The organism is Pseudomonas violetae (assembly GCF_023072615.1).
Taxonomy (GTDB): Bacteria; Pseudomonadota; Gammaproteobacteria; order Pseudomonadales; family Pseudomonadaceae; genus Aquipseudomonas; species Aquipseudomonas violetae.
Genome location: NZ_JAKNRW010000019.1, coordinates 26,604 through 39,025, shown reverse-complemented (window position 1 = coordinate 39,025; position 12,422 = coordinate 26,604). Strand labels below are relative to the sequence as shown.

Here is a 12,422-nt window from a genome sequence, read left to right as displayed (position 1 = left end):
TCAGGGAGGATCATACATTTGTGGTCCTACCTTTATCACTGTGGAAGCGGGCTTGCCCGCGATGGCGTCCTGCCAGATTACCCGGGCTTGCGCCACACACTCGCCAACCAAGGCTGCTGCTCCAGCGGCAGCCCGGCCGGCCGGTAGTAATGCTCCAACTCCACAAACCCCGCCTCGATCAGCAATTGCTGCCACGCCTGCCAGTCGTGATAAGCCCCATACCGCGGCCCATTCCAACCTTCCTGGTTCTGCCCGCGAGGGTTTGAACTGAACAACACGCCACCGGGCTTCAACGCTCCGCGCAATTGCTCTAGCACCCTCGACAACTCCTGGCGCGGGATATGGAACAGCACTGCATTGGCAAAAATCCCGTCGAAGCGCTCATCAGGCAAATCCAGTTTCAGAAAGTCCTGCTGCCACACTTCACAGCCGCTGTCAGTGCGCGCCATCTGCGCGAACTGCTCAGAGCCGTCGAGGCCCACAGCCGTGTGGCCCATGCGGGTAAACGTCTGCAGGTCGCGACCCGGGCCACAGCCAAAATCGAGAATGTCGAACGGCGCGGTGCCCTGGATATGCCGCAACAGCGCGTCGATATTCTGGCTGACATCATGATCACGAGTCCCCTCGCGAAACCCCTCGGCGACCGAGTTGTAATGGTCCAGGGTAGTGGAGGTGATTTTTTCCAGGTCGTCGGGGGTCTGTTTCATGGTGGGCTGCGCGGGCAATGGGGATGCGCCGAATATACGCCATGAAGCAGGCGGCTGCTGCGCAGCCCATTCGCGAGCAAGCCGCATTCCCTGTAGGAGCGAGCTTGCTCGCGAAAAATTCAAGAACGATGCGTGCGTTCTGTAAGCCTGCGTAATCGTTGACGTCCATCGCGAGCACGCTCGCTCCTACAAGGGGCTGGGTCAGCGTTTGTTGAGACCTCGCGCCAGGCGATCCCCGCCCAGCTGGATCATCGCCACCAACACCACCAGCAACACAATCACCGTCAACATGATCTGGCTATCAAACCGCTGATAGCCGTACCGATAAGCGATGTCACCCAACCCGCCGGCACCAATCGCCCCGGCCATGGCCGATGAGTTGATCATGGTGACCAGGGTGATGGTGAACCCGCCAACAATCCCCGGCAGCGCTTCAGGCAACAGCACGTGCCAGATAATGTGCCAGCGCCGGCAGCCCATCGCTTGCGCCGCTTCGATCAGCCCATGATCCACCTCGCGCAGGCTGACCTCGGCAATGCGCGCAAAAAACGGCGTAGCGGCAATCGTCAGGGGCACCACGGCAGCCCAGACGCCGTAGGTGGTGCCAACGATCAGCCGGGTGAACGGAATCAAAGCCACCATCAAGATCAAAAACGGAATTGAGCGGAACAGGTTCACGAACGCACCCAGTGCGCGGTTCAGCGCCGGAGCTTCGTAGATGCCGCCCTTGGCGCTGGTCACCAGAATCACCGCCAGCGGAATGCCCGCCAGCAGCGCGATCAATGACGACACTCCCACCATCAGAAAGGTGTCGATAAAGCCTTGCAGCAACCGATCAAACCACATAGCCAAGCACCTCTACCTGTTGCGCCCATTGCCCGGCGCGTTGGCGCAATTGCTGTGCCCCGAGTGACGAGCCTGAGACCGCCAGTAGCAGTTGCCCGAGGGCATGTCCCTGAATCCGCTCCACACCACCTTGCAGCAAGCGCACGCGACCGCCGAGGGCGCTGAACAACGCGGCCAGGTCGGGCTCGTCAGTGGCGCTGCCGGTGAACTGCAGGCGCAGCACCACGGCGGCGTTCGGGGACTGTGGTTGCGGCTGCAAACGGCTCTGCAATTCCTGCGGCAGGGCGTGCTGCAGCGGCGCGAGCAGGGTTTTGCTGACTTCATACTGCGGGTCGCCAAACACTTCCCAGACCGGGCCCTGTTCGACGATTTGTCCGTGCTCCAACACCACCACGCGGTCGCAGATGTCGCGGATCACCGCCATCTCGTGGGTGATCAGCACGATGGTCAGCCCCAGGCGCTGGTTGATCTCGCGCAGCAGGCCGAGGATTGATTGCGTGGTCTCCGGGTCCAGTGCCGAAGTCGCTTCGTCGCACAGGAGAATCGCCGGGTCATGTACCAGGGCCCGTGCGATACCCACTCGTTGTTTCTGCCCGCCGGACAGCTGCGCCGGGTAGGCCTTGTGTTTGCCTTCCAGACCAACCAGTTCCAGCAGCTCGCGCACTTTGCGCTCGCGCTTTTCCTTGGGCACTCCGGCGACTTTCAGCGGCAACTCGACGTTCTGCCACACCGTCTTGGCGGACATCAGGTTGAAGTGCTGGAAGATCATGCCAATGCGTCTGCGCAGCGCCACCAGGCGGTCTTCATCGAACTCGCCGATGTCTACCTGATCGATCAGCACCCGACCGCTGCTCGGTTGTTCGAGACGGTTAATGGTGCGGATCAGCGACGACTTGCCGGCACCGCTACGGCCGATGATGCCGAACACTTCGCCGCGCTGGATCGCCAGGTCGATGCCGTGCAGTGCCGCTACCGGACCCTGCTGGCCGTTGTAGGTTTTGCCCAGGCCAACGAAGCGCACGTGGGCGCGATTCAGGTCCGGGTGCCGCTCGCCTTGTTGCGCATTACGTTGCTCTGGAACATCCAGTCGCAGTTGGGTGGCAGCGTTCATTCTCAGCTTTCCCAGCCAGCTTGATAGAGCTTGCCGTGGGCTTGATCCAGGGCTGCGCGAACGGCTGGCGAATGCTGGTAAATGTCGACGAACTTGATCAGGCGCGGGTCGGTTTTTCTCTTTGGCTGGATCACAAACTGGATGATGTATTCCTTGTGATCAAGGCCGTCGAACAGCAGGGCAGAGCCGGCGTCAAAGGTCTTGGACAGGCGGATGTAGGCCGGGTAGCCCTGCACCAGGTCGGCGTCATCGTAAGCTCGTACCAATTGCACTGCTTCGACTTGGAGAATCTTGATTTTCTTCGGATTGGCGATGATGTCCTCTTCGGTGGCCTTGTAGCCGACACCCTGTTTTAGGGTGATCAGCCCGGCCTTGGCCAACAGTTGCAGGCCGCGGCCGCTGTTGATCGGGTCGTTGGCGATCGCGACGGTGGCGCCTTCTGGCAGCTCGTCGAAGCTTTTGTATTTTTTCGAGTAGAGACCGACATTGTTGATGATTCCCGGCGCGAACGGCACCAGGTCAACACCCGCAGCGGCCTTGGCATTTTCCAGGAACGGGATGTGCTGGAAATAGTTCACATCGATGTCGCCGGCGGCGAGGCTGACGTTGGGGGCGATCCAGTCGCTGAATTCAACCAGCTCGACCTTAAGGCCTTGCTTGTTGGCTTCTTCGACTGCGGCTTCCAGGGGAATGGCAAAGGCGGCGGTGGTGCCGACTCTCAGTGGTGGATCAGCGGCGAAGATCACCGAACTGAAGAGACCTAAGGCCAGGGCCAGTGCTTTTACTGGGTGAGAGAGACGTTTTTTGGTCATGATGGTTTTTCCAGTCAGTGCATGAAAATTTGGGTGTTTGGTTGGGCCTCATCGCGAGCAGGCATCGCGATGCTTTTAGCGGCGGAACTCGGAGCCAATGTGCTGCGCAGGCAAATGCGCCTCACCGCGAAACAGCTTTTCCCGCAGGCTGCCGTCGTCGTAAGCGGTCTTGTACGAGCCTCGACGCTGCAGCTGCGGAATCACCAGCTCGATGAAATCCACATAGCTTTCCGGCGTGACGATGCGCGTCAGGTTGAAGCCGTCCAGGCCGGTTTCAGCGATCCACGATTCCAGCTCATCGGCCACTTGCTCAGGCGAACCGACCACGGTGATGTAACGGCCACCGAGGGCGTGTTGTTCGAGCAATTTGCCTCGGCTCCAGTCGTTGTTCTGCAGGTTCTTGGTCGCGGACTGGATGGCGTTGCTTTTCACGTACGGGATCGGTTCATCAAGCGCGTACTCGGATAAATCGATGCCCGTGGAGGCCGAAAAATGCGCGACGCCAGCTTCGGCGCTGGCATAGCTCAGGTACTCGGCGTGCTTGGTCCAGGCCTGCTCGGATGTTTCGCCGACGATCACGTTCAGGCCCATGAAGACCTTGATGTCCTCGGGATTGCGCCCAGCTTCGACGGCACTGGCGCGCACCTTGTCCACCTGGACCTTGGTCGACGGTTTGTTCTGCCCGCTGATAAACACGCACTCGGCGTGACGCCCGGCAAACAGCAAGCCGCGATCCGAGCTGCCGGCCTGGAACAGTACCGGGGTACGCTGCGGTGACGGTTCGCAGAGGTGATAGCCCTCGACCTGATAGAACTCACCCTGGTGCTCGACCTTGTGCACTTTGTCTGGCTGCGCATATATGCGCTGCACGGAGTCGTTGACCACCGCGCCGTTCTCCCAGCTGCCTTCCCAGAGTTTGTAGAGCACTTGCAGATATTCGTCAGCCTGGTCGTAGCGACGGTCGTGTTCGACCTGTTCGCTCAAGCCCATGGCCTTGGCAGCGCTGTCGAGATAGCCGGTGACGATGTTCCAGCCGACCCGGCCTCGGCTCAGGTGGTCGAGCGTGGACATGCGCCTGGCGAACAGGTACGGCGGCTCATATGTCAGGTTCGCTGTCAGGCCGAATCCAAGGTTACGGGTGACGGCGGCCATGGCTGAAACCAGCAGCAGGGGATCGTTGACCGGTAACTGGATCGACTCTTTGAGCGGCACGTCTACCGAGTTCTGGTAGACGTCATACACCCCGACAATGTCGGCGATGAATAAGCCATCGAACAGTCCGCGCTCCAGCAGCTGCGCCAGCTCAGTCCAGTATTCGATGGTTTTGTATTGGGTGGAGTTGTCCCGTGGATGGGTCCACAGGCCGTGGTTGATGTGCCCGATGCAGTTCATGTTGAACGCATTGAGCAGGATCTTCTTCCTGGTGACAGCCATCAGATGGTCCCCCGCAGTGGCGGGTTTTCATCGTTGAGGTAGTAGTTGCCCACGGCATGGTATTTCCAGCGCACCGGGTCGTGCAGGGTGTGCACCCGAGCGTTGCGCCAGTGGCGATCCAGCCCATGTTCGATCAGGGTTGCCTGGCTGCCGGCCAATTCGAACAGCGTACTGCCCGCCGCGAGGGAGATTTCAGTGCTGATGGCGCGGGCTTCGGCGACGGCTATCGAGGCCGCTGCGACGGTCTGGGCATTGGTGTCGGCCTGGGCCTTGTCGAGGTATTCGCCGGCGCGTTCCAGCAGCGCTTCGGTGGCGTGCAGGCGAATGCTCAAGTGGCCGAAGCTCTTGATGGTCAGCGGGTCTTCAGTGGCTTTTTCGTGGGTGGCGTCAATCCACGGGCGGGTCTTGGTGCGCACGAAATGCAGTGCATCTTCATAGGCGGCGCGGGCGATACCGGTGTCGATGGCGGCGTGGAGAATCTGCGCCAGGGGGCCGACCGGCGTTGGTCGTTCGAAAGCGCTCTGAAACGGGATCACGTCCTCAGCTGCGACAAATACATCCTCGAACACTACCGAACCGCTGCCGGTAGTGCGCTGGCCGAAGCCGCTCCAGTCGTCGATTACGGTCAGGCGTTTGCTGTCACGTGGCACGAATGCCAGTTGCTGTACGCCGTGCTCATCCACCACTGAAGTGGGAATGCGCTGGGCATAGATCGCGCCGGTGGCGTAGAACTTGCGGCCATTGATGCGATAGCCGTCGCCCTCTCGGGTCAGGCGCGTGACGCGGTCGTGGGCGGTCTTGGTTCCCAGTTCGGCGAGCGCATTGCCGAAGCGCTGGCCAGCCAGTACTTCGGCGTACAGGCGTGTTTTCTGCTCTTCACTGCCGTTCACCCGCAACACTTCGAGGGCGTAGAAATGGTTTTGCGGAATCTGTCCGAGGGAGCCGTCGGCCTGGGCGATCAGGGCGATGACCTTGGCCAGCGTGACGTTGGAAACGCCAGCGCCGCCATATTCTTTCGGCACGCTGATGCCCCACAGGCCGGAGCGGGAAAACACTTCAAGTTCAGGGTGGGGCAAACGGCGTTCGTGGTCGCGCAGGGCGCTGTCGCGTCTGAAGTCATCGGCCAGGTCACTGGCGACGACCAAGGCTTGCTCATCGCCGGTTATGACCGCGACGTGGTGAGAAAGAGGCATGTGCTTCTCCGGAAATCTGGTCAAAAGTGTTCTGGTGGTCAAATCCAGGAATGACGAGCCGGCAAGGTGCCGTTCAAGTGGTAAGTGCCGACGGCGTAGTACTTCCAGCGCACCGGGTCGTGCAACGTGTGCACCCGGGCGTTGCGCCAGTGGCGGTCGAGATTGAATTCGGCGAGGGTGGCGCGGCTGCCGGCCAGCTCGAAGAGTTTTTCGCTGGCCAGTAGCGAGATCTCGGTGGTCATTACTTTGGCTTCGGCCACGGCAATCGAGGCGCGGGCGGCGGATTCGGCAGTCAGCGGCGCGGCGCTAACCTCATCGAGAACTTTGCCGGCCTTGCGCAACAGTGCTTCGGCAGCGTGCAGTTCGATTTTCAGCTTGCCGATGTCGGCAATCACATAGAGATCGTCGCAGGCTCGCTCGACCTTGGCATCGATCCATGGCCGGGCACGGGTTTTCACGAATCCAATGGCATCGTCAATCGCGCCCCGGGCGATACCGGCGTCAATCGCTGCTTGAATCAGCTGCGATACGGCGCCCTGGAAATTGGGTTTGTCGTTGATCTTCCAGTTATCCACCACCAGTTCAGGTTCAACCGGCACGTTGTTAAGCAGGATGGTGCCGCTGGCGGTGGTGCGCTGGCCAAAACCCGACCAGTCATCAACGATGCGCAAACCCGGTGTGCCGCGACGGACGAAGGCCAGCACTTGCTTGCCGTCGTCGTTGAGCGCCTTGACCGCAACCCAATGGGCGAACAGCGCGCCGGTGGAATAGAACTTCTGGCCGTTGACTACGAAATTGTCGCCGCTGGGGCTGATTCGCGCTTTGAGCTCCAGAGTGTTTTTGGTGCCACGCTCGGGACCTGCGTTACCGATCCGCCAGCCCTCCAGCACGCTGGTGAACAGGTGTTTTTTTTGCGCCTCGGTAGCGCTGTCGAGCAACAGATGAAGGATGCCGAACTGGTTCTGCGGGATCTGTCCCAACGCCGGGTCGGCTGCGGAAATAATCGCGAACACCTCGGCCAGGGTCACGAATGAAACCTGTGGGCCGCCGTACTCACGGGGGATGGAAATACCGCCCAGGCCGCTGCGGGAGAACTGTTCGATTTCCGACCAGGGCAACGTGCGCTGCTGGTCGCGCCTGGCTGCTTGCAGTCGCGCGGCCTGCGCGAGTTCACGGGCGGCCGCGATGGCTTGCGCATCGTTGCGCAAGACCTGCGTTGGCAATACCAAGGGGGCGATGTCCAGATCACTCTGGACTAGTGCATCTGCCAGACTGGACATCAGTGCCACTCCTTGGCTGCACGCAATGCCCTGGCGTTTTGCACTCGGGTGATTGTGTTCCGGACCATACCTACCTCGCATCTTCATGGAAGCGCCGCGGGAAATGGCGGCGACTGAAATCAAGAATGTCCGGTGGTCCGGTGTATATACCGTAAACGTGTATAAAAAATTAATAAACTAACTTTTAGGAATATGCATAGACGGTATGCCTGAATCTCACTGCCCGCCAGGGTGTTTCGGTTTGAGCTTGATAGAGGTTTTGCCACAGCCAATTTTCAGCCTGCGCGGCGGCGCCCAGCGAGAGTTGTTGCCCAGGCGGTCGAGCACGCAATAGGTCACTTCCAGGTGCAGGTCTTCGCCGGCTTCCTCGATGATCGCGGGTGGTACCCAGACCTGGATAGGGTGGCCGATATCAGTGCGGTCGAGTTTGGGCAGGTCCATGCGCACATCGCCCCAGCGCAGGGTGATTTCGTCGTCAACGGCCATGTTGAGGTAGGGCTCGATGGTCAGGGGAACGCCGCGCTTGATCTGACTGGGATTGACGCCTTTGCGGCAAATGGTCTCGGGCATCTGCACCGGAGCCAGGTTCTGATTTTCATCGCCGCACAGGGGCGGGGGTTGTCCGCCGGGACAGTCGAGTTTGACCTGTACCTGCTCGACGGCCGACAAAACCGGCGCCGCGCCGATTTGCATCAGGCGGTAATGCACGCTGGCGATACCGTTGACGATAAAGCTCTGCGGTACGCGCAGGCTGACGGTTGCCCCGACCTCATCAGCGCCCAGGGTCTTGGACGCCACGAAGCACTCATCCCAATACAACTCGATCAGATCGCCTTCGCTCATGCCGGGATAGGGCGCTATGTCCATCATCAGGTGAGCTGCCAGGTGAATGTTGATGCCGCCCTTGTGGGAACGTGCCAGCGTCGGCATCGCCAGTTCGGGTGTGTTCGAGATGCTTTTCATGGGTTCTCCTTGGTGTTTTGCAGCGAAGTCCGTTTCTGAAACATAAAGAACGCGAATGTTCGAGCAGCAAAACCGTTCATTAATTTTTTGGTTAACTAATGATTGAGCGTGATAAGTGCCGTCGATTGAGGGCTAGATAAAAGTTTGCGCGATTAACTGTCAATAGAGTGGTTTGGCCAATCGCAATATCAACGGCTATTCAGAAATATCCTACGTTCGGCGGGTATTAAACGCTGCCGGTTAGTCGAACATCACTACGTGCGGCACACGCATTATCAGGGCCGGAGTGAAAGCACTTCGGCCAGCAAGGTCAGGGCGAGGAGAAGATTACAAGCGCAGAAAAAATGGCGACAGCACATAGATATGTACCGCACGCGAGCACAAACAAGTTGCTTTCAAGGCCACGAAAATTAAATGAGTTATTTATAGCGAGGGGAGAACTTCCATCCTTGGAAGTTAAAGAGTATTGCAGGGGATTAGGCGTGAGCGTTATTCAAAAACTTGCTGAGGAATTGTTTCGTTCGTTCTTCTTTAGGGTTGGCAAACAATGCTTTTGCCTCGCCTTGTTCCACGATCACGCCCTTATCGAAAAACACCACGCGGTTGGCGACATCCCGGGCGAACCCCATTTCATGGGTCACGATGACCATGGTGCGGTTCTCCTCGGCCAGGCCGCGGATAGTCGCCAGCACTTCGCCCACCAGTTCCGGGTCCAGCGCTGAAGTCGGTTCATCGAACAGAATCACTTCCGGCTCCATCGCCAGCGCCCGGGCAATTGCCACGCGCTGTTGCTGGCCACCTGAGAGGCGCCTTGGGTAGGCGTCTTCCTTGCCGGCCAGGCCGACCTTGGCCAGAAGCTTTTTGCCTAGGGCAACAGCCTCGGTGTGGGGGATTTTTTTCACCACGATCGGCCCTTCGATCACATTTTCCAGGGCGGTGCGATGGGGGAACAGGTTGAAGTTCTGAAACACGAAGCCCACGTGCTGGCGCAAGCGGCGCACCAGGCTTTGCTGCTGGTTCAGTGGACGACTGCCATCGATTTCGATGTCGCCGACCTTGATCCGGCCGCTGGTGGGTTCTTCGAGAAAGTTCAGGCAGCGCAGGAAGGTGGTCTTGCCCGAACCGCTAGGCCCGATGATCGCCACCACCTCGCCTGCCTTCACCTCCAGGTCGATGCCGTTGAGCACCACCTGACCCTTGAACTGTTTTGTCAGTTTTTCCACGACAATCATTGGGTCAGGACTCCTGGTCGTGCCGATTGACCCGCTCTTCCAACTTGTTCTGCAGGTGCGACAGCACCGTGGCCAGAATCCAGTAGATCAGCGCGGCGGCAAGATACATGGTGAAGATTTCGAAGGTGCGAGCGGTGATCAGCTGCGCCTGGCGGAACAGTTCCGGCACTTGGATAGTGGCTGCCAGTGCCGTGTCCTTGACCAGCGAGATGAAGCTGTTGCCCAGTGGTGGCAGGGCTGTGCGCATCGCTTGCGGCAGAATGGCCCGGCGAAGGGTCTGCGCGCGGGTCATGCCGATACTCGCGGCAGCTTCCCACTGGCCGCGTTCGATGGAGCTGATTGCGGCACGCAGGATTTCGCAGGCATAGGCGGCCATGTTCAGCGAGAAGCCGATCAGGGCTGCTGGCAACGGATCAAGTTCAATACCCAGTTGCGGCAGGCCGTAGTAGATCACGAACAGTTGCACCAGCAACGGCGTGCCGCGAAAGAACGACACGTAGATGCGCGCGATCCAGCTCACCAGCTTGAAGCGCGACAACCGCATCAACGCCAGGCCAAAGCCCATCAGCAGGCCAAAGAACATGCCCCCCAGGCTCAAGAACACCGTGTAGTACGCACCCTTCAGCAGGAAGGGCGCAGAATCCAGCGCGAGTTGGAAAGCCTCTTCCATTATTTAGTGACGTCAGCGTTGAAGTATTTTTCCGAAAGCTTGGTCAGCGTACCGTCGGCCCGTAGCTTGTCGATCGCCTTGTTGATTGCAGCCAGCAGTTCAGGCTCGCCTTTGCGCAGGGCGATACCGGCTTCCTGACGGGAGAACGCTTCACCGGCGGCGGTGGTGTCCTTGGCCTTTTTGGCGTATTCCAGCGCTGCAAGGCGGTCGATCAAGATAGCGTCGATACGACCCACTCGCAGGTCCTGGAACTTGGTCGGATCATCCTCGTAAGTGCGCACGTCGGCGTCCGGTACGTTGGCTTTTACCCATTGCTCGTAGTTGGTGCCCAGGCCAACACCGACTTTCTTGCCGGCCAGGTCGTTGGCAGTTTTGATGGTGTCCTTGTTCTTGATCAGAACCAGTGCCTGAATCCCGGAAACGGTGTACGGCTCAGAGAAGTCGTACTTTTTCTTGCGCTCTTCGGAAATAGTCACTTGGTTGACCACGGCGTCCAGGCGTTTGGATTCCAGGGCCGCAAGGATGCCGTCCCATTTGGTCGGTTGCAGTTTCACTTTCACGCCCAGCTCTTTGGCCAGGGCTTCGGAGAATTCAACTTCGAAGCCGGCCAGTTTTCCGTCGGCGTCGACGAAACTGAACGGTGGATAAGTGCCTTCCAGGCCGACGTTGATCACGCCAGCGTCCTTGATTTTTTGCAGTTGCTCACCGGCAACTGCTTGGCCGATCAGGCCGGCGCTTAGCGCCAGACCCAACGAACCTACCAGCAGATTTCGACGTAATGCGGAAAAATTCATGACAAGCCCCTGTGGTTTCTTATGGGAAGACGCTTTAGGAAAGTTGGCAAATTCGGGATTGAAGCGACTGCAATAAGCTGCCCTGAAGCAGCATATGCGTTTTGCCACAAATTCGCCTGCGGCGCGACTATATGATGATGTTGATAGATATTAAAATATTAAATATCGGATTTGTTATTCTATTTGGAAATATAAAAGAGTGCCTTCCTTGTAGGCGCCAGCTTGCTGGCGATGGTCGTTAACGATAACTCTGGAAACCTGAAACCCTGCGGGGTTCCAGGGTTTCTCGCGAGCAAGCTCGCTCCTACAAAAAATTTGCGTAAGCAAACAACGCCGGCGCCCCACCGGTATGCAGGAATATGATCGGGCCCTCATCAAAACGCTGGCGCCCAATGCCATCGAGCATTCCAGCCATGGCCTTGCCGGTATAAACCGGGTCCAGCAACAAGCCTTCCTGACTCGCCAGCAGTTTCACCGCCGATAGCGTGCCGGCGTTGGGCTCGCCATAACGGGGGCCGAAATACTCATCCCATAATTGCACCTTGAAAGCTGCCGGCAGGCTCACGCCTAAGAGCTCTGCGGTACGCTCGGCCAGGCCCTGCACCTTCGGGCGCTGATCTTCCTCGTTGCGGGATACGGTCACGCCGATCACTGGCAGATCCGGCACTGCTTCGCTCAAGGCCAGCGCCAGACCGCTGTGGGTTCCGGCGCTACCGGAGGCAAGGACTACTGCAGCGAAGGTCAGGCCTGTGTCCTTGATCTGCTCGGCCAATTCGAGGCCGGTGCGTACGTAGCCCAAGGCACCCAAGGCATTTGAACCGCCAATCGGCACTATATAAGGGTTCTTGCCATTGTTACGCAGACGATCAGCCAGGGCCTGCAGTTGCTCGTCGGCGTTGTCGAGGTTTTCCACCAATTCAACCTTGGCGTCGAACAGGTCCAGTAACAGGCGATTGCCATTGCCCTGGTAATTTTTGTCATCAGTGCCCAAGGGGTTTTCCAACAGGGCGACGCAGCCTAGTCCCAGTTTGGCGGCCAGGGCTGCCGTCTGCCGCACGTGATTGGATTGCAGCGCACCTGCGGTAATCAAGGTGTCGGCGCCTTGGGCCAACGCATCGGCTGCCAGGTACTCAAGCTTGCGCAGCTTGTTGCCGCCCATGGCCAGCGGTGTCAGGTCATCGCGCTTGACGTACACATCACGGCCCAGCCAGGTCGAGAGGCGTTCGAGTTTTTCCAGGGGCGTGGGATGGCTAAGCAGATCGAGGCGGTCAAAACGGGCGAGCTGTTGTTTGATCATGATTGCGTACTGGCGGAGGAAGGTGTCAGGACTATAGGCAGCCCCAAAACCGTGGGCAACCGTGAATCGCATATGGCTGAAAG

Annotated in this window: 12 protein-coding genes; all 12 read right to left on the bottom strand. The window is 59.0% G+C overall.

Annotated elements, in window-relative coordinates:
* Nucleotides 1-77 precede the first annotated feature (77 nt).
* Complete coding sequence (locus tag L9059_RS19850) at nt 78-707, bottom strand: class I SAM-dependent methyltransferase (protein ID WP_247292628.1); 630 nt, start codon at nt 705-707, stop codon at nt 78-80.
* Between the two features lie 201 nt (nt 708-908).
* A complete protein-coding gene (locus tag L9059_RS19845) occupies nt 909-1,553 on the bottom strand; it encodes a methionine ABC transporter permease (protein WP_247292627.1) in 645 nt (214 codons plus the stop codon).
* The gene (locus L9059_RS19840) at nt 1,543-2,664 is read right to left on the bottom strand and encodes a methionine ABC transporter ATP-binding protein (RefSeq protein WP_247292626.1); all 1,122 of its coding nucleotides are present in this window, start codon (nt 2,662-2,664) and stop codon (nt 1,543-1,545) included. The genes L9059_RS19845 and L9059_RS19840 overlap by 11 nt, the downstream gene beginning before the upstream one ends.
* Nucleotides 2,665-2,666: 2 nt before the next feature.
* A complete protein-coding gene (locus tag L9059_RS19835; protein WP_247292625.1) occupies nt 2,667-3,476 on the bottom strand; it encodes a MetQ/NlpA family ABC transporter substrate-binding protein in 810 nt (269 codons plus the stop codon).
* Between the two features lie 75 nt (nt 3,477-3,551).
* The gene (locus L9059_RS19830; protein ID WP_247292624.1) at nt 3,552-4,910 is read right to left on the bottom strand and encodes an LLM class flavin-dependent oxidoreductase; all 1,359 of its coding nucleotides are present in this window, start codon (nt 4,908-4,910) and stop codon (nt 3,552-3,554) included.
* On the bottom strand, nt 4,910-6,103 hold the full coding sequence (locus L9059_RS19825; RefSeq protein WP_247292623.1) for an SfnB family sulfur acquisition oxidoreductase: 1,194 nt from the start codon (nt 6,101-6,103) through the stop codon (nt 4,910-4,912). The genes L9059_RS19830 and L9059_RS19825 overlap by 1 nt, the downstream gene beginning before the upstream one ends.
* 38 nt (nt 6,104-6,141) lie before the next feature.
* On the bottom strand, nt 6,142-7,383 hold the full coding sequence (locus L9059_RS19820) for an SfnB family sulfur acquisition oxidoreductase (protein WP_247292622.1): 1,242 nt from the start codon (nt 7,381-7,383) through the stop codon (nt 6,142-6,144).
* A 216-nt stretch (nt 7,384-7,599) separates the two neighbouring features.
* Nucleotides 7,600-8,346 (bottom strand): hypothetical protein, encoded by a 747-nt coding sequence (locus tag L9059_RS19815; protein WP_247292621.1) that lies wholly within the window; start codon nt 8,344-8,346, stop codon nt 7,600-7,602.
* A 476-nt stretch (nt 8,347-8,822) separates the two neighbouring features.
* Entirely contained in the window at nt 8,823-9,578 is a 756-nt protein-coding gene (gene tcyN, locus L9059_RS19810; RefSeq protein WP_247292620.1) for an L-cystine ABC transporter ATP-binding protein TcyN, read from the bottom strand.
* A 4-nt stretch (nt 9,579-9,582) separates the two neighbouring features.
* The gene (gene tcyL / locus L9059_RS19805) at nt 9,583-10,248 is read right to left on the bottom strand and encodes a cystine ABC transporter permease (RefSeq protein ID WP_247292619.1); all 666 of its coding nucleotides are present in this window, start codon (nt 10,246-10,248) and stop codon (nt 9,583-9,585) included.
* Nucleotides 10,248-11,042, bottom strand: coding sequence for a cystine ABC transporter substrate-binding protein (tcyJ, locus tag L9059_RS19800; RefSeq protein ID WP_247292618.1), 795 nt, complete (start codon nt 11,040-11,042; stop codon nt 10,248-10,250). Before tcyJ ends, tcyL begins: the two co-directional genes overlap by 1 nt.
* 304 nt (nt 11,043-11,346) lie before the next feature.
* Nucleotides 11,347-12,339 (bottom strand): D-cysteine desulfhydrase, encoded by a 993-nt coding sequence (locus L9059_RS19795; RefSeq protein WP_247292617.1) that lies wholly within the window; start codon nt 12,337-12,339, stop codon nt 11,347-11,349.
* Nucleotides 12,340-12,422 lie beyond the last annotated feature (83 nt).